This is a genomic window from Azoarcus sp. KH32C, from assembly GCF_000349945.1.
Taxonomy (GTDB): Bacteria; Pseudomonadota; Gammaproteobacteria; order Burkholderiales; family Rhodocyclaceae; genus Aromatoleum.
This window is the reverse complement of sequence record NC_020516.1, coordinates 2,971,988-2,989,980: the sequence shown is the minus strand read 5'-3', so window position 1 is coordinate 2,989,980 and position 17,993 is coordinate 2,971,988. Positions and strand designations below refer to the sequence as shown.

Sequence of the window (17,993 nt, the reverse complement as noted above, 5' to 3'; positions counted from 1 at the left end):
TCCCGCGACTCAATTGCGCTTCCGCGGTTCGCCGATCTGCTGAATGAGGCTCAACAGGTCGTCGGCATGCTCTTCCTCGACCGCGAGCACCTCCTCGAACAGCCGCCGCGTCGTGGGGTCCGTCAGCCCGATGTACTGGATGATCTCGCGATAGCTTTCGATCGCCACCCGCTCGGCGACCAAGTCTTCGCGGATCATGTCCTGCAGGGTCTTGCCTTCGACGTACTCCGCATGGCTGCGCGCGGACAGCGTATCGGGCGAGAAGTCCGGTTCGCCGCCGAGTTGCGTGATCCGTTCGGCGAACTGGCCCGCATGCCCGTCCTCCTGCATCGCGTGCTCGAGGAATTCCGCGGCCACCGCCGACGAAGCGATTCCCTTGGCCGTGTAGTAATGACGACGGTAGCGCAGGCTGCAGACGATCTCGGTCGCCAGCGCCTCATTGAGGATGCGCAGGATCGTGTCGCGGTCGCCGCCGTAGTTCTCCGTCAGCGCGCCTTCTTCGGGGTGGTTGCGCGCGCGTTGGCGCAGCGTCTGGACATCGGACAGGGTAGGGGGTTGTTGCATAGCCATTTTGTCTGCTCCTGGTCGTCGAGAACGCGGCTGTTTCAGCAAACGGTGTTCCCGAACAGCCTCCCGGATCACCGGTATCCGCCCTCCACGCCCCGCGTAAACCCGCTGCAAATTCGACAGCCGCATGTACATTTTTCCGCCGCCGGCGCGGCCTTTCGGGCGGGAAAACGACCGTGCGCGCGGCTGTCGCGGGAACGCCATTTGCCTAGGCTGGCGGCCGGCCAAGGATCCCGTGCCGGATTCCGTGCGAAGGAGAAGAATATGGAACACGGCATGTCGATCGCGATCGTCACCGAGACCTATCCGCCTGAACTCAACGGCGTCGCGCTCACGGTCGAGCGCGCGGTCCATCATTTGCGCGAACGCGGTCACCGGGTGAGCGTGGTCCGCCCGCGGCAAGGCGCCGACCAGGGCCATGAAGACGCGATGCTCGTGCGCGGCCTGCCGCTGCCGCGCTACCCGGGGCTGCAGTTCGGCCTGCCGGCGCCGCTGCGCCTGCTGCAGCGCTGGCGTGAGGTCCGGCCGGACGTCGTCCATATCGTCACCGAGGGGCCGCTGGGCTGGTCGGCGCTGGTGGCCGCCCGCCAACTCGACATCCCGGTCACCACCGATTACCGCACGCATTTCCAGAAGTACAGCGGCTACTACCGGCTCGGGCCGCTCGCCGGGATCATCGCTGCCGCGCTGCGCGCTTTTCACAACCATAGCGATGTCACCTTCGTCCCGACGCGCGCCCTGGCCGACGAGATGACGCAGAGGGGTTATCGCAAACTCGCGTGCGTGGGGCGCGGCGTCGACACGCAGCTCTTCTCGCCGCTACGTCGGAGTCGGCAGTTGCGCGTTGCATGGGGCGTCGGCGACGAGCACCTGGTGGTCCTGCACGTCGGCCGGCTTGCGCCGGAGAAGGACCCGGCGCTCGTACGGGCGGCCTTCCGCGCGATCAGAGAGCTCAGACCCGACGCGCGCCTCGTGTGGGTTGGCGACGGACCGCTGCGCGCGAATCTGCAGCGTGCCGACGAAGGGGAAGCCGACTCGGGCGAACGTTTCGTCGGCATCCAGCGCGGCGAGGATCTCGCGATGCACTACGCCTCGGCCGACCTGTTCCTGTTTCCCAGCTTGAGCGAGACCTTCGGTAACGTCGTGCTCGAAGCGATGGCGAGCGCCCTTCCGATCGTCGCCTACGACATCGGCGCCGCCGGCGAACATCTCAAGGATCGTGCGGCGGCGAGCGTCGTCAGCACGGCGGACGGGCCCAGCGCCTTCATCGCGGCCGCACGAGCCCTGGCCCTTCTGGACGACACGCGGCGCCTTTTTGGCGCGAATGCGCGCGACATCGCTCTGGAGCTGGCCTGGCCGCTCATTCTCGGCCGCTTCGAAGCGCAGTTGGTTCAATTCGCCACCCGGCACAGCAGCATCGCCCATGTGGCAACCGCGGCCTGAGTCCCTGTTCGAAGGATTCGCGCGCATGGTGCTCGGGCTGCATTACCCGAGCGACGTGCTGGCCGGGGTGGCCCTCGGCGGCGGCGTCGCGCTGCTGTCGCTGGCGGTGATCAAACCCTGAACGACGCCCGGGTTGGCGGCGTCGAAGGCCTGCTGGCGTGCGACGAAGTCGGCCTTGGTCATTGGCGTTCGATCGCGCAGCAGCCGTTCGAGCAAGCCTTGCACTTGTGCGATCACTTCGGGATAACGGCTGTCGTTCGGATGCAGGGCCAGCCGCACCGGCGTGCCGGCCGCCGCCGCTTGCCGATGCCCGTTCCAGGCGAGCGACAGGGTCCGCCGCAGAGGGCTGCGTGTGCTGTAGACGAGCGATCGCGTAGCCAGCTTGCGCCGCGGATGCAGCAGATGAATCGCGTCCGCCGTCGTCGTGTAGGCAAAGGGAGATGTCTCGAGCGCCCGCCAGGCGCCCTCGCTCAACAGCCAGGCCGGCGCGACGAATCCCTTCGGTGTCCAGCCCTGATGCTGAAACCAGTCGAGACCTGCGGCCAGGCGTCCTTCCGTGGCACGCCTGCCCAGCGAGGCAAATTCGCCCTCGCCTGCGGTCAGGACACGTCGCCGCCACCAATCGATGGGGCCATGCGGCCGCGCCGCCTCGTCGTAGTGCACATAACCGTGCAGCGCGAGCTCGTCGCCCATCGCACGCCGGTCCTGCAGCATCTCGTGGTACCAGCGCGGAATGTCGTCCCCGTGGCGATGATAGTTCGGCACCACGAGCAGCGTCAGCGGCACGCGCGCGACCGCCGCGACGGCATTGAGCAAACATTCACAACGCGGCCAGGTCTCCGGCGCAACGTCATGGAGGCTTACGCACACCGCGGGGGGCAGGCTGGCAGGAGAGGCCGGATCCGCTGTCACATGAGCCTCGGCGTCGTTCTCGCACCCAGTTTGATGTAGCGCCCGACGATGTCGGGAAGAATGCGATCCCAGTCGTAGCCCTCGGCCCTGCGGCGGGCGTTGTCGCCCAGGGTCCGGCGACGCTCCTCCACGCACACTTCGCGCACCGCGTCCGCCATTCCGTCGGCCAGGGCCGCGAAATCGATGAAGGGCACGGTGCGTCCGACCTCGTCGTCGACGAGCTCCGCCAGCCCTCCCGCGCGGGCCGCGACCACCGGCAGACCGCAGGCCATGGCCTCGAGCGGCGCGAGCCCGAAAGTTTCCTGGTCGCCAGCGTGCACGAAGAGATCGCAGCTCGCGACCAGCCTCGCCAGCCGGCCCGGATCGGTAATGTAGGACACGACACGGACGTCGTCGCGCGCCGGTACGGCGCCGCCGTTGCCGACGAGCACCAGCCGGTAGCCCGGCCCCAGACGGTCCATCATCGAATACAACACCGGAAGGTTCTTTTCCGAGGCGAAGCGGCCGACGAAGACCAGCATTCGCTCGCCTTCGCCGATCGCGAGAAGGCTGCGCCATGCTTCGTCGCGTAGAGCCGGTCGGAAAACGGTCGTATCGACGCCCAGCGGCTGCTGTTCGACGCGCGCAATGCCGACGGCGCGCAGCCGCTGCGCCATGCACGAGCTCGGCGCGAGCACCAGGTCGAAGCGGCCATAGAGCCGCCGGACGTAGGATTCCGCCAAGCGCGCCGCGTGGGCGCCGCCGACGCGCCCCACCAGCCGCGGAATGTCGGAGTGGTAGAAACCGATCACGGGCACGCCCAGGGCCTGGCCGGCATCGAGCGCCGCCCAGGCGAACTGGTAAGGGTCGCCAGCCTCGATCACGTTCGGGCGCAGTGCCGCCAACGCGCGCACCGCCGCCGTCCGCGCCAGCGGCAAGCGGTAGCCCTGCGAGAAGGGGAGTGGCACGCTCGGCACTTCCATCGTGCATTCGCCGGCCGCGGCAGCCGCCCGCGGCAGCACGAGCGAGTGGCGGAAGCCGGGGTGCGACTGCAGCCAGCGGCGCTTTTCGCGCAGGTAACGGCGGATTCCGCCGCTGCGCGCGGTATAGAACATCGTGACGTCGGACACGTGCATCGCCGTTCCCCCCGCCGGATCAGGGATCGCGCTTGAGCAGCGTCAGCAGGGGCTGGCGCGGATCGAAGTCGCACCACCGGCCTTCGGCCCACTGCCCGCTGGTTCGATTAACCCGACGTGCGAGTGTTTGGCCGAGGATCGTCACCGCCAGCGCCTCGGCGCCGGGACGGTCGACGTTGATCGCAAGCATCTGGCCGCCCGGCGGGTCCGCCGGGGCCTCGATGATGGCGACGTTCGCGTCCGCCGCCTCCATGCGGTTCATCGCAGCGGAAAGAGCGCCCAGATAGGCCCCGACGCCGGTGCCGGCAAGCGCTTCGGCCGGCGCGCGGTGGCCGCCGAACGCGGCAGCGTCCATGACTGCGCCGCGGCCGCCTTCATCGCTGCCTGAATCTCCGCCGAGGAAATAAAGGCCGTCCTGCCCGGGTGGCGTCAGATGATAGATCGCGTACTCGGCCGGGGAAAAGCCATGGAGGCTGAGTTCTTTGATCGCCTCCTGCAGCTGTTCCACATGATCGAAATGCCCGGCGATGATGGTGGACACGATGTTCTCCCCTGCGGATCAATCTCCCCGGCGCCGCTCAGGCGGCCGGTTTCTGCTGGCCGGGCGCAGCCCGCCCGGCGACGCGACGCAACTCGACGCTCGGAATCCGCATCAACGTGCGGTATTTGGTCACCGTGCGCCGTGCAAGTCGAAAACCCTGGTCGGCCAGCACGCGTGCGAGCTGTGCGTCCGAAAGCGGCGCATGCGGGTCCTCGGCGGCGATCAACTCCTTGAGCAACGCGCGGATGGCGGTGGCGGAGCAGGTCCCGCCGTCCTCGGTCGCGAGCTGGCGCGAGAAGAAGTACTTGAACTCGAAGAGCCCGCGCGGCGTCGCCATGTATTTACCGTTCGTGACCCGACAGACGGTCGATTCGTGCAAGCCGAGTTCGGTCGCGATGTCCTTCAGCGCCATCGGCTTCATCGCCGCCTCGCCGTAGCTGAAGAACACCCGCTGGCGGACGACGATCGCATCGGCAACGCGCTGGATCGTGTTGAAGCGCTGTTCGACGTTGCGCAACAACCAGCGCGCTTCCTGAAGCAGGCGGGAGAAGGACGCCCCGCAGCCGCCGCGGCTGGCGGCGATCTCCGCATAGGCGCGATTGATCCGCACTTGGGGCTGGACGGCCGGGTTCAGCGTCGCGACCCAGCGTCCACGCTGGAGTGTCACGATGATGTCCGGCACGACATAGCGCGTATTGTCCGGCGCAAAGCTGCGCCCGGGACGCGGGTCCAGCGTACGGATCAAGGCGCGGGCGCCGTGCAGGGCGTCCTCTCCGCAACCGAGAATCTGCTGCAGCCGCGTGAATTCGCGGCGCGCGAGCAGGTCGAAATGTTTACCCACCAGTTCGAGCGCGAGGGCACGGCTGGGGGTCGTGGCCGGTAGCGCCTGCAATTGAAGATGCAGGCATTCCTGGAGCGACCGTGCGGCGATGCCGGGCGGTTCGAGTTGCTGGACGAGCTTCAGCGCCGCACCCAATTCGCAGGTATCGACTTCCTCTTCCGGCGAGATCAATTCCGCTAGCTCCTCCAGCGGGGTTTCCAGATATCCGGCTTCCGACAGTTCGTCGATCACCATGTGCGCCAGGGTCCGGTCGCGATCGCCCATGGGCGACAACATCAGCTGGCTGCGCAAGTTGTCGCGCAGGGTCAGCGGCGCCTCGGTCCATTCGGTCCAGTCATGCTCCTCGTCGCTCCCGTTGTTGCGTGAGCGGCCGATCATCTCGTGAAGCGCCGCCGGTATCGGCGAATCTCCGGTCTCGACAGGGGGCGCCCGGATCTCGCCGCGGTCGCCCCCCATCGGCATCGCAGGGGACGGTGAGGGCGCGTCCGAGTCTTCTTCGAGAAAGGGATTGCTCGTCATGGCCTGCTCGACTTCCTGGGCGAATTCCTGGGAAGGCAATTGCAACAGCCGCAGGGCCTGCTGGATCTGCGGCGTGATGGCGAGGTGCTGACGCAAGCGCAACTCGATTCCAAGAGTCATCTCGTCTCCTTGCGGGGTTTTCGCGTGTGTCCGGTCTGCCCATGAAGCGCAAGACGCATGCCACGCCCCAGACCGGCGGAAACACTGAGTTTGCGGCTATTCAAGCCAAATATTTGCGAGAAGGTTTTACACCCGCGCAGTAAGAATTTCCGTCTCTTGCCGCGCTGCGGTATGTCGATTCGCGCCACACACCGCCATAGGCGTCGGGCACGTCACTTGCGTGCGCGGCGGCGCAACCGTCGGCCCCTTTGGCCTCTTTCCCCTTCGGCGCCGCCGGCCGACCTGCACGAGGCGGCGAAGCGGGACTTCCCCGGGGATTTTCCCCCGCCGTCGCACACGAACACCAAGGAGGATCACCCGATGAACACGACCCTGACCCCACTTCGCGCGCTCGCCGCCACCCTGGTCCTGGCAGGCGTCCTGACCGCTTGCGACCGCAAGCCGTCGAGCCCGCCGCCGCCCACCTCGACACCCCCCAGCAGCCAGACACCAAGCAGTCCGAGCCCCTCTCCCGGGTCGACGACCCCGATGTCGCCACCGGCCACCGGAGCCGTACCGCCGCCGATGCCGGAAACGACTACGCCGCCGCGCCGCACGCCGCCGGGCTCCTCGCTCGACACCAATCGCATCGTGGCCGCGGAGCAGCAGAAGCTGGCGAGCGCTTGAAAACCTTCTACTGCACCAACTGCGGCTTCATCGTCTTCTTCGAGAACGTGAGCTGCGGCAATTGCGGTGCCGTGCTCGGCTTCGAGCCGACGGCGATGGAGATGGGCGCGTTCGCCGCCGACGGCGACGGCACCTGGCACCGCCTGGACAGCGGCAAGCCGGATGCGACGGCGCGAAAGTGGCGCCAGTGCCGTAACTACCTCCAGGAGCAGGTCTGCAACTGGATGGTCCCGGCCGAGGTTACGGAAGAGCGATGCCTCAGCTGCCGCCACACCGAACATAGCGCGGCGCTCGACGAGCCGGCGAACAAGCCGGCCTGGTTCCGGCTCGAAACCGCGAAGCGGCGCCTTTTCTATTCGCTCTACCGCCTCGGGCTTCCGGTCGAGGCCGACCGCACCCATCCCGCGCCGGCGTTCCGCTTCCTGGGCAGCGACGGCGCGACGGCCACGACCGGGCATCTGGGAGGCACGGTCACGCTCGACATCGCCGAAGCCGACGCCGCATGCCGGGAATCGAGGCGACAGCAGTTCGGCGAAGCCTACCGGACGCTGCTCGGGCACTTCCGCCACGAGATCGGCCACTACTACTGGGATCGACTGATCCGCCACGGCGGCCGCCTCGCGACCTTCCGCAAGCTCTTCGGCGATGACCGCCGGGACTACGCCGAGGCGTCGCAGGCTTACTACGCCAACCCGCCGACGAACTGGGCAGACAGCCATATCAGCGCTTACGCGACCATGCACCCCTGGGAAGATTGGGCGGAGACCTGGGCGCACTACCTCCACATCTCGGACGCCCTCGATACCGCCAAACATTGGGGCTTCGCGCTGCATTCCGACCAGTCCGCGGACAGCCCCGCCGACGTGCCCGAGGTCACCACCAACGACCAGCCCTTCCGCCAGGTGCTGCTCGAACAGTGGCTGCCGCTGTCGCAGTTCCTCAACAGCATGGGACGCAGTCTGGGGCACGGCGACGTCTATCCCTTTGTGATCCCGAACCCGGTGCTCGACAAGCTCGTGTATGTCCATCACGTCATCGAAGAGGCTGCGGGGCACGCGACACGGGAGCCGTGACCATGGGTACTGCAAAGGACTTCCGCAGCTGGGACGGCACGCTGAAGGCGGCCGTGTTCCTCGCCGGCACCGTGGTCGACGACTTCGGTTCCGCGCGGGACGCCGAGAGCGGTCTCTCCCGCAGCGAAGCGGCGCTGCGTCGGATGCTCGCCCGAGCGAGGAAGCTCAAAGGAGGAGCACCATGATTTCCGGTAAGTCAGTACTCGCGTTCGTGCTGGCAGGCGGAGAGGGGAGCCGCCTGCACCCGCTGACGGCGGAGCGGTCCAAACCTTCCGTACCCTTCGACGGGCGCCACCGGATCGTCGATTTCGTGCTGTCCAACCTGGTCAACTCCGAAATCTACTCGATCTACCTGCTGGTCCAGTACAAGTCCCAGTCGCTGATCGAGCACATCCGCCGGGCCTGGGTCCTGAGCCCGGTGATCCCGCACCACTTCATCACCGTCGTTCCGCCCCAGATGCAACGCGGACCCGAGTGGTTCCAGGGGACTGCCGACTCGGTCTATCAGAACCTGCACCTCCTCGATCTGATCAAGCCCGACCTCGTGGTGGTGTTCGGCGCCGATCACGTGTACCGCATGAATATCCGGCAGATGATCCAGTTCCACCTGGATTCGCACGCCGACGCCAGCGTCGCCGCCTTGCCGATTCCGCTGGACCAGGCCAGCGCCTTCGGCGTGATCCGCACCGATTCGATCGGGCGCATCCGCGACTTCCGCGAGAAGCCGGAGCAGGCCGAACCGATGCCCGGTCGTCCCGGCTACGCCCTCGCATCGATGGGCAACTACGTCTTCACCGCGGACGTCCTGGTCGACGTCCTGACGCGCGCCCACAAGCGGGGCGGACACGACTTCGGCAAGAACCTGCTGCCGACGATGTGCGAATCCCATCGCCTGATGGCCTACGATTTTTGGACCAACACCGTGCCCGGCATGCGCGACTTCGAAGAGCCGGCCTACTGGCGCGACGTCGGCACCATCGACGCCTACTACGAAGCCCATTTCGACACCCTGGGCGAAAACCCCAAGTTCAGCCTCAGCAACCCCCGCTGGCCGATCTACGCGAGCCCCGACCAGACCGAGGCGGCGCAGGTCCACGACGCGCACATCCACAGCGCATCGCTCGCCGCGGGGGTGGTCGTGCGCCGTGCGCGCATCGAGCGCTCTTTGATCCGCCGCGACGTGATCGTGGAGGAGGGCGCCGAGATCCTCGACTCGATCATCATGGACCATACTGTGATCGGGCCGGGGGCCAAAGTCCGGCGCGCGATCATCGACCAGAACAACATTGTTCCGGCCGGAATGCGGATCGGCTACGACCACGAGGCCGACCGCGCGCGTTTCCACGTCTCCGACAGCGGCGTCGTGGTCGTCGGCAAGGCGCAGCTCACATCATGAAAACGGACGTCATGAAGGCGGCCATCGACGACCGAGGCTCAGGGTCACATGGCTCCGGGACATTCCGGCGCCGGCATTCCAGCTTCGCCCACACGATGCCCTTCGGTCCCGAGCCGGTCGTCGAAGACGGTCGGCGCATCGCTTACCGCTTCCGGCTCTGGGCGCCGGCCGAGAAGCATGTCGAGGTGTACGTCGTCGACGAAAGCGGCACCCGGTCCGTCCATCCCTGCACCAAGGCCGACGGCTGGCATAGCTGCACCGTCGCCGGCGCCCGGCCGGGCGACCGCTACGGCTTCTGCCTCGATCATCAGCTCGAGGTGCCCGATCCGGCGTCCCGCTTCAATCCCGACGGCGTTCACGGCCCCAGCGAGCTCGTCGATCCCGAGCGTTTCCGCTGGGATTCGGACTGGCGCGGACGCCCCTGGGAGGAGGCCGTCATCTATGAGCTTCACGTGGGCGCGTTCACACCGGAAGGCACCTACGCGGGCGCGGCGACTCGGCTCGAAGGCCTCGCCGCACTGGGCGTGACCGCGATCGAACTGATGCCGCTGGCCGAATTCGCAGGCCGGCGCGGCTGGGGCTACGACGGCGTGCTGCCCTTCGCGCCGAAGGCGGAATATGGCACGCCGGACGAGCTCAAGCGCTTCGTCCAGGCCGCTCACCGCCTCGGGCTGATGGTGCTGCTCGACGTCGTGTACAACCATTTCGGCCCGGAAGGGAATTACCTTCACGTCTACGCCCCGCAGTTCTTCAGCGCACGCTACGAGACGCCGTGGGGCGCCGCGATCGACTACGAAACGGCCGCGCCCGTGCGCGAGTTCTTCATCCACAACGCCCTGTACTGGCTGGAGGAATACCGTTTCGACGGGCTGCGGATCGATGCGGCGCATTGCATCTTCGACAGTTCCTCGCCCGACATCCTGACCGAGCTCTCGACACGCGTACGGGAGCAGATCCACGACCGTCCCGTCCACCTCATCCTCGAAAACGTCGCCAACAGCGCAAACCGCCTCGGCCGGCCCGGACAAGCCGGGCGTTACGATGCCCAATGGAACGACGACTTCCATCACGCCGCGCACGTCCTGCTGACCGGCGAGCACGAGGGCTACTACGCGGACTACGCCGGGCGCGCCTTGCACCAGTTCGTGCGCTGCCTCTGCGAAGGCTTCGCCTTCCAGGGCGATAGCTCCGTATTTCACGGCGCCGAGCGCGGCGAGCCGAGTACGGGGCTGCCGCTGAGCGCCTTCGTGAACTACCTGCAGAACCACGACCAGGTCGGAAACCGCGCCTTCGGCGAACGGCTCGTCACCCTCGTCGAAGCCCGGCGTCTGCGTGCCCTGATCGCGATCCAGCTCCTGACCCCCTCGCCGCCGCTGATCTTCATGGGCGAGGAGGCGGGCGCGACGACACCTTTCCGCTATTTCTGCGACTACCAGGGTGAGCTCGCGGTCGCCATCCGCGAAGGCCGGCGCCGGGAGTTCGGCGTCGCGCCGCAAACGGTCGGGCAGCCTCCGGCCGAACTGCCGGACCCCGCCGCGGAAGAGGCTTTCCGGCGCAGCAAGCTCGATTGGGCCGCCTACGACGGTGCCGAAGGAAAGGATTGGCAGGACTTCTACCAGCGGCTGCTGTCGCTGCGGCAGCGCTTCGTGACGCCCAGGATCCCGCTCGTCGTGCCCGGCCGGTGTCGCGGCGACTTCGTCGGCCCGCACGCCTTCGAGGTCCGCTGGGCCTGCGCCGACGGCTCGGCGCTGGCGCTGCGCGCGAACCTGGCGAATGCCCCGTCTCCGCAGTTGCCGGACCCGCACGTCGCTCCCTTCGCCGCGGTCGGCCCCGACATCGAATGCGGACACCTCGGGCCGTGGTGCGTGCGGGCGTATGTGTGGGAGCCGTCCGATGGCTAGCGACGCCGTCGACGCGCTGTGCCGCTTCCTCGGCATCGAACCCGACTACGAGGACGGGGAGGGCCGCTATGCGGAGGTCTCCCGGGAATGCAAGATCGCCTTGCTGGAGGCACTGGGGCACCCGCTGGACCCGAAGCGTCCCGACGAGGACGCGGCGTCCCGCCTCGAAGCCCTGCGCCGACAGGCCGACTCCCGCGTGATGCCGCCGATGCTCGTCCTCGAGGCCGCGCCGCTCCCGCTGCGCCTGCCGGTTCGGTTTCCCGCCGGGCTCGCCGGACGCACGCTGTGGTGGCGGATCGCGCTGGAGCAAGGCGGCGAACGGCAGGGCCAGCTGACGGTGGATGTCCTGCCGGAAGCGGAAGCCCCCGGAGACGCTCACGTCGCCACCGAGATCGCGCTGGCCCTGAGCCTCCCGCAAGGCTATCACCGGCTTTCGCTGCACGAGCGCCCGGCCTCGTCGACGGCTCTCGCGGAAACGATGCTTGCGATCTGTCCGCCCTCGTGCAAGCCCGCGGGCGCCGACAGGCTGTGGGGGCCCTCGGTACAGGTCTACGCGCTGAGCTCGGCGAGAAGCTGGGGCATGGGCGATTTCGGTGACCTGCGCCGGCTCGTCGATATCGCGGCCGACGCCGGCGCGCACTTCGTCGGCGTCAATCCGCTGCACGCGCTCTTTCCGTACGCGCCCGAACATGCGAACCCGTACAGCCCCTCAAATCGCGAATGGCTGAACGTCCTCTATCTCGACATCGAATCGATGCGCGATTTCGCCGAATGCGTGGCGGCGCGCGAGCGGGTCGCGTCGGCCGGATTCCGCGCCCGTCTGGATGCGCTACACGAAACGCCCCTGGTCGATTACGCGGGCGTCGCTGCGACCAAGCTCGAAGTGCTCGAACTGCTCTACCAACACTTCCGCAGCCTGCACCTCGACCGGGGCACGCAACGCGCGGGCCTCTTTCGCGACTTCCAGCGCGAAGGCGGGCGCAGCCTGCGCCTTCACGCGCTGTTCGACGCACTGCAGGCACATTTCCGGCGGCTCGATCCCGCGATCCGGGGCTGGACGAGCTGGCCCGAAGCGTATCGCGACGCTCAGGGCAGCGCCGTCGAGGCTTTCGCGCTCGAAAACGAGCTGCGTATCGAGTTCTTCGAATACCTCCAATGGCAAGCCGAAGGACAGTTGCAGGCCGTCGCCTCGCGGGCCCGCGCACGCGGCATGCGTGTCGGCCTGTGCCGCGACTTGGCCATGGGCGTGAACGAAGCCGGCTCCGAGACCTGGACGAGACCGACCCTCCATGCATCCGGTGCCCGCGCCGGTGCGCCGCCCGACGAATCGAATCCCGCCGGGCGGGATCGGGGCTTTCCGCCCGTAATCCCGCAACGACTCGCCGACGAGGCCTACGCCCCCTTCCTCGCCGTGCTGCGCGCGAACATGCGCCATGCGGGCGCGCTGCGGCTCGAACGCGTGACGGCGCTGATGCGCCTCTTCTGGCTGCCCGGGGGCTTGCGCGGCGCCGAACTCGAATGCCCCGGCGCCTATGTCGCATCTCCGATGCAGGACCTCCTCGGCCTGCTCAGCCTGGAAAGTCGCAGTCACAACTGCGTGATGATCGGGGAGGGTCTCGGCGACGCCCCGCCCGTCATCCGGGAGGGGATGGCCCGCCATGGCCTGCTCGCGTGCCGGTCGCTGTATTTCGCACACGAGTATGGCGACGAAGGAGAGCGCACGGGCATCCTCCGCCCGCCGCAGTGGCCGGAGGCCACCCTCGCGGTCGTCGGCACACACAAGCTGCCGACGCTGCGCGGCTACTGGAGCGGGCACGACCTCGAACTTCGCCGGACCTTCGGTCTGTACCGGACGGCGGAGCAGCACGAACGCCAGGCGGCGCGCCGGCGCGAGGACTGCGAGGCGCTGATCGCGGCGCTGCGCGCCGAAGACCTGCTCGCCACCGATGCCGGCATACCGCCACCCGATCATGGGGCCGAACTCGCCCCCGCGGTATACCGCTTTCTCGCGCGCAGCCCGGCGGCGATGCTTGCCGTACAGCTCGAAGACGTGCTCGACCAGCTCGAATCGGCCGATTTCCCAGGGACGACCGAAGAGGCCCACCCGAACTGGCGCCGCAAGCTCGAAGTGGAACTCGCCGATCTCGCCGTCGACCCGCGCTGGCTTGCCGTCGCCGCCGCGATCGCCGCCGAACGGCCCAGCACTGCCTTGCCGCTGAGCGGCGGTCCGCCGGGATTCCACCCCGAGCGGGCCGACATTCCGCTCGCCACCTACCGCCTCCAGTTCAACAGCGACTTCGGTTTCGCGGCGGCCGAAGCCATCCTGCCCTATCTCGCCGAACTCGGCATCAGCCACGTCTATGCCGCCCCCTTCCTGAAGGCGCGGCCGGGCAGCCGCCACGGCTACGACATCGTCGACCACCACGCGGTGAACCCCGAGGTCGGCAGCAACGAGGACTTCGACCGCTATTGCGCTCGGCTATCCGGACTCGCACTCGGCCAGATCCTGGATATCGTTCCGAACCACGTTGGCGTTGGCGGCGACTCGAACGCCTGGTGGCTGGACGTGCTCGAAAACGGTCCGGCGTCCACGTACGCGGGGTACTTCGACATCGACTGGGATCCGCCTTTCCCCGAACTGCGCGGCAAGGTGCTGCTGCCGGTGCTCGGCGACCAGTACGGACGCGAACTCGAAGCGGGCGCGCTGCATCTGACGTTCTCGCCCGAACGCGGCGATTTCAGCGTGACCTACTACGAGCACCGTTTCCCGGTCGATCCCTGCGACTACCCGCTGATCCTCGCCGCCGGGCTGCCGATCACGGACGACGGGGCAGGGGGCGTCGAATTCGAGACCCTGGTCGCGGCCCTACGCCGCATGCCTCCACGCGGCACCGCGGACACCGCGGGACTCGACGAGCGCCGCCGCGACAAGGAAACCTTCAAGCGCCACCTCGCGGCGCTCCATGCACGCTCGCCCGAGCTGCGCGCCCGAATCGCGTCCGCGCTGGCGACGTTCAACGGCGAGCCGGGCCGGCCCGAGAGCTTCGACGCGCTGGACCGGCTGCTCTCGCGCCAGGCCTACCGCCTCGCCTCGTGGCGCGTCGCGGCCGACGACATCAATTACCGCCGCTTCTTCGACATCAACGACCTCGCGGCGCTGCGCATGGAGTCCGACGTGGTGTTCGAGGCCACGCACGCGCGCATCTTCGACTGGATCGCCCAGGGCAGGGCGTCCGGCCTGCGCGTCGACCACGCCGACGGGCTGGCCGACCCCCGCGGGTATTTCGAGCGCCTGCAAGCCCGCCATGCCGAGATCGCGCCTCAGACGTCGGGCGGCCCGCATACGCTATACCTCGTCGTCGAAAAGATCTTCGGAGAATTCGAGACGCTGCCGACGGATTGGCCCGTGCATGGCACCACCGGCTACCGCTTCGCGGCCCTGTGCAACAACCTCTTCGTCGATCCGACGCAGGAATCGCGTCTGTCGCGCATCTACCGCGCCTTCACCGGCGAATCGCGCAGCTTCAGCCAAGTGCTGCTCGAAGCGAAGCACCTGATCATCACCCATTCGCTCCCCGGCGAACTCTCGAGCCTCGCCTACCTCCTGTACGACATCGCCCGCTACGACCGGCACACCCGCGACTTCACCCGCAGCCGCCTGCGCAGTGCGCTGGCCGAAGTGATCGCCGCCTTCCCCGTCTATCGAAGCTACATCGACCCGCAGGGTGTGTCAGCATCCGATCGCCGCCACATCGAGCGGGCGGTCGAGGAGGCGGTCTCGCGCGGCCGGGCAGGCGATGCGAGCGTGCTGCGCTTCGTGCGCGGCGTGCTGCTTTCCGCGCCAGTCGAGGCCGACGAGGAACTGCGCCGGCTGAAACTGCGCTTCGCCACGCGCTTCCAGCAATTCACCGCGCCGGTGATGGCGAAGGCGATGGAGGACACCGCCTTCTACCGCTACAACCGCCTGGTCTCGCTCAACGACGTGGGCGCAGACCCACGCAACTTCGGCATTGGCATCGACGACTTCCACGTCGCCAACGAACGCATCGCCTGGAACCATCCCTTCAGCCTGCTCGCATCCTCCACGCATGACAGCAAGCGCTCGGAAGACGTCCGCGCGCGCATCGACGTGCTCTCCGAGATGCCCGGCCCGTGGCGCCTTGCCCTGCGGCGCTGGCGGCGCATCAACGAACGCCGCAAGGTCCGCGTGAACGACGCCCCCGCGCCTTCGAGCAACGACGAATACCTGCTTTACCAGACCCTGCTCGGCATCTGGCCGCTCGCCGCACCCGACGAACCCGCACTGGCGGAGCTCGCCGACCGCGTCGAAGCCTTCATGCTCAAGGCCGCACGCGAGGCGAAGCTGCACACGAGCTGGATGAACCCCGAGCCGGCCTACGAGGCCGCACTCTCCACCTTCGTGCGCCGTCTCTTCGGTGCAGACGGCGCGGATGCCTTCCTCGCCGATTTTCTCCCCTTCCAGGCGCTCGTTGCGCGCTTCGGCATCCTCAACAGCCTCAACATGCTGCTGGTGAAGCTCACCGCGCCGGGCGTGCCCGATATCTACCAGGGCTGCGAACGCTGGAACTTCAGCCTCGTCGATCCGGACAACCGCCGCGCCGTGGACTTCGAGACGGCGAGCAGACAGCTCGGCTCGCTGCGCCGCGATTTTCCCGAAGGCGCCCCACCCGCGTCCCTACGTGCGATGCTCGAAGCCCCCGAGGACGGCCGCCTCAAGCTCTACCTGCTGTGGCGGACCTTGGCGGTGCGCAAGCGCTTCGAACACACCTTCCGCTTCGGTCGCTACGTGCCGCTCGACGTCGAAGGGCCCGCGGCCGGCCATGTGCTCGCCTTTGCCCGCGTGCTCGGCAAGGAGCGGATCGTCGTGATCGCGACCCGGCTGCATTTCGGGCTCACCCATGGAAATGCCGCGCTCGCTGCTGCGCAAGAAACCTGGGCTGGCACCTTCGTCACCCTGCCGTGGCGCGAGCTGCGCTGGCGAGAGGAGCTCACCGGCGGACGGCAGGTCGCCGCGAGCATCGGCCGGCGCCCGGGAATCGAACTTGCTGAACTTTTCAACCCGCTGCCGCTGGCGCTCCTCGTACCGAACGGGAGCATCACATCATGACAAAGAAACCCACAATGTCCGTCCTGTTCGCCACCCCCGAGTGCGCCCCATGGGCGAAGACCGGCGGCCTTGGCGAAGTCAGTGCCGGATTGCCGCCCGCGCTATACGAACTGGGCATCGATATCCGCGTGCTCCTGCCCGGATACCCCTCCGTGCTGGATCAGGCCAACGGGCTGCGCCGCATCGCGACCCTGCCTGCCGAATTCGGCTTGCCCGAGGCGGCCATACTCCGCGGGCGGCTGCCGACGGGCTTGCCGGCGCTCGTGCTCGACTGCCCACCGCTCTATGTCCGCCCCGGCGGCGGGCCCTACCTGGACGAGCGGGGCCTGGACTACGCCGATAACGCGCTGCGCTTCGGCCTGCTGTCGCGCGTCGCCGCGCGGCTTGCGAGCATGGACAGCCCGCTCGGCTGGTTCCCGGATCTTCTTCACTGCAACGACTGGACGACCGGCCTCGCGCCGGCCTACCTCCAATCGGGTCTCGAACGCCCCGCACCCAGCCTGATGGTGATCCACAATCTCGCCTTCCAGGGCATCTTCCCGCTCGAAATCGCGCCCGAGCTCGGCGTGCCTCCCGCCGTCGTCGAGGCCGAAGGGTTCGCGCACTGGGGACGGCTATCCTTCTTGAAGGCCGGCCTGTACTACGCCGACCGCATTGTCACGGTGAGCCCGACCTACGCGCAGGAAATCCTCGGCGAGCACCTCGGCTGCGGCCTGGACGAGCTGCTGCGCACACGCCGCGACCGCCTCTCGGGGATCCTGAACGGCATCGATACCGCGATCTGGGACCCGCGCTCCGACTCCTTCATCGATCGTCACTACGACGCCGACACGCTGGAGGAAAAGCGCGCCAACAAACGGGCGCTGCAGATCGAACTGAAGCTCGCGGAAGACGACCACGTGTTGCTGCTCGGGATGGTCAGCCGCCTCACCGGCCAGAAGGGCGTAGACCTCGTCATCGAGGCGCTGCCCGCACTCTTCGATCGCCCGGTACAGGTGGTCGTCCTCGGCACCGGCGAGGACAAGTTCGAGCGCTCGCTGCGTGACGCCGAAGGCCGCTGGCCGACACGGATGGCGACCGTCATCGGCTTCGACGAGACCCTGGCCCACCGGATCGAAGCCGCCGCCGACGCCTTCCTGATGCCTTCGCTGTTCGAGCCCTGCGGCCTGAACCAGATGTACAGCCAGCGCTACGGTACGCCTCCCATCGTGCGGGCCACGGGCGGACTCGTCGACTCGGTCGGCGACTTCAGCCCGGAAGGACTGCGGGACGGCAGCTCGACCGGCTTCGTCTTCACCGACCCCACGGCCACGGCGCTGCTCGAGACCATCGACCGCGTGCTGGCAACCTGGTCCGATCCCCACGCATGGCAGCAGCTTTGCCTCAACGGCATGGCGCGCGACTTCAGCTGGGGCGCGAGCGCGCGCGCTTACATCAAACTCTACGAAGAGCTGTGCAAGCGCGGCGAAATAGAGGCCGTCGAGGCCGGCGCCTCGCGCGGATAGGAGACTCGCCCTCTATGTCGAAAGAATCGATGGTCGCCTGCAGCAAGGGAGGTGCTCGGCTTCGCCCGGCCGTGCCGGCGCGATAATCGCGAGCGCTTCATGGCGCCTCGTGTAACTTCCTCCTTTGCCGGGAAAATACTACTGCGGTGCATCGGGGAGGCTTTCGCACCACTCCGGAACCTTCGCATCGCGGGCCGTGGTAGCCGGCTACCGTGATCGGCGTATGCAGTTTAAAGCGCATGTGGTAGCGACTTTCTCGTTCTACA

12 protein-coding genes and 1 pseudogene are annotated in these 17,993 nt (G+C 67.7%); 8 read left to right on the top strand and 5 right to left on the bottom strand.

Annotated features, from left to right (window positions below):
* Positions 1-9 precede the first annotated feature (9 nt).
* Positions 10-570 (bottom strand): bacterioferritin, encoded by a 561-nt coding sequence (locus AZKH_RS13050; protein ID WP_231874406.1) that lies wholly within the window; start codon positions 568-570, stop codon positions 10-12.
* Between the two features lie 261 nt (positions 571-831).
* Here AZKH_RS13050 and AZKH_RS13045 point away from each other — a divergent pair, with 261 nt between their 5' ends.
* Both AZKH_RS13045 and AZKH_RS28020 read left to right on the top strand, forming a co-directional pair.
* Positions 832-2,010, top strand: coding sequence for a glycosyltransferase family 1 protein (locus AZKH_RS13045; protein WP_015436250.1), 1,179 nt, complete (start codon positions 832-834; stop codon positions 2,008-2,010).
* Positions 1,991-2,071, top strand: a pseudogene (locus AZKH_RS28020) (hypothetical protein); the annotation flags it as partial. The gene AZKH_RS13045 and the pseudogene AZKH_RS28020, both read left to right, overlap by 20 nt.
* Here the strand turns inward: AZKH_RS28020 and AZKH_RS27690 are convergent.
* Genes AZKH_RS27690 through AZKH_RS13025 form a run of 4 tightly spaced genes read right to left on the bottom strand, consistent with a single transcriptional unit; the run spans position 2,053 to position 6,058 of the window.
* The gene (locus AZKH_RS27690) at positions 2,053-2,880 is read right to left on the bottom strand and encodes a DUF2334 domain-containing protein (RefSeq protein WP_070099062.1); all 828 of its coding nucleotides are present in this window, start codon (positions 2,878-2,880) and stop codon (positions 2,053-2,055) included. The pseudogene AZKH_RS28020 and the gene AZKH_RS27690 overlap by 19 nt on opposite strands.
* A 38-nt stretch (positions 2,881-2,918) precedes the next feature.
* Positions 2,919-4,037: a glycosyltransferase family 1 protein gene (locus AZKH_RS13035; protein ID WP_015436248.1), complete on the bottom strand. Its 1,119-nt coding sequence runs from the start codon at positions 4,035-4,037 to the stop codon at positions 2,919-2,921.
* Positions 4,038-4,056: 19 nt separating this feature from the next.
* The gene (locus AZKH_RS13030; RefSeq protein ID WP_015436247.1) at positions 4,057-4,578 is read right to left on the bottom strand and encodes a hypothetical protein; all 522 of its coding nucleotides are present in this window, start codon (positions 4,576-4,578) and stop codon (positions 4,057-4,059) included.
* Between the two features lie 37 nt (positions 4,579-4,615).
* A complete protein-coding gene (locus tag AZKH_RS13025; RefSeq protein WP_015436246.1) occupies positions 4,616-6,058 on the bottom strand; it encodes an RNA polymerase factor sigma-54 in 1,443 nt (480 codons plus the stop codon).
* Between the two features lie 428 nt (positions 6,059-6,486).
* On the opposite strand from AZKH_RS13025, the gene AZKH_RS13015 reads away from it, so the two are divergent.
* The 6 genes from AZKH_RS13015 to glgA are packed head-to-tail and all read left to right on the top strand — an operon-like array spanning position 6,487 to position 17,727.
* The gene (locus tag AZKH_RS13015; protein WP_231874405.1) at positions 6,487-7,797 is read left to right on the top strand and encodes a putative zinc-binding metallopeptidase; all 1,311 of its coding nucleotides are present in this window, start codon (positions 6,487-6,489) and stop codon (positions 7,795-7,797) included.
* 2 nt (positions 7,798-7,799) lie between these two features.
* The gene (locus AZKH_RS13010; RefSeq protein ID WP_015436244.1) at positions 7,800-7,982 is read left to right on the top strand and encodes a hypothetical protein; all 183 of its coding nucleotides are present in this window, start codon (positions 7,800-7,802) and stop codon (positions 7,980-7,982) included.
* Entirely contained in the window at positions 7,979-9,193 is a 1,215-nt protein-coding gene (locus AZKH_RS13005; RefSeq protein WP_015436243.1) for a glucose-1-phosphate adenylyltransferase, read from the top strand. Before AZKH_RS13010 ends, AZKH_RS13005 begins: the two co-directional genes overlap by 4 nt.
* On the top strand, positions 9,190-11,094 hold the full coding sequence (treZ, locus tag AZKH_RS13000) for a malto-oligosyltrehalose trehalohydrolase (RefSeq protein WP_156822105.1): 1,905 nt from the start codon (positions 9,190-9,192) through the stop codon (positions 11,092-11,094). The genes AZKH_RS13005 and treZ overlap by 4 nt, the downstream gene beginning before the upstream one ends.
* Positions 11,087-16,222 carry a malto-oligosyltrehalose synthase gene (locus AZKH_RS12995; RefSeq protein ID WP_015436241.1) on the top strand — a complete coding sequence of 1,712 codons (5,136 nt, stop codon included), beginning with the start codon at positions 11,087-11,089 and terminating at the stop codon, positions 16,220-16,222. The genes treZ and AZKH_RS12995 overlap by 8 nt, the downstream gene beginning before the upstream one ends.
* Entirely contained in the window at positions 16,219-17,727 is a 1,509-nt protein-coding gene (glgA, locus tag AZKH_RS12990) for a glycogen synthase GlgA (RefSeq protein WP_051071680.1), read from the top strand. The genes AZKH_RS12995 and glgA overlap by 4 nt, the downstream gene beginning before the upstream one ends.
* Positions 17,728-17,993 lie beyond the last annotated feature (266 nt).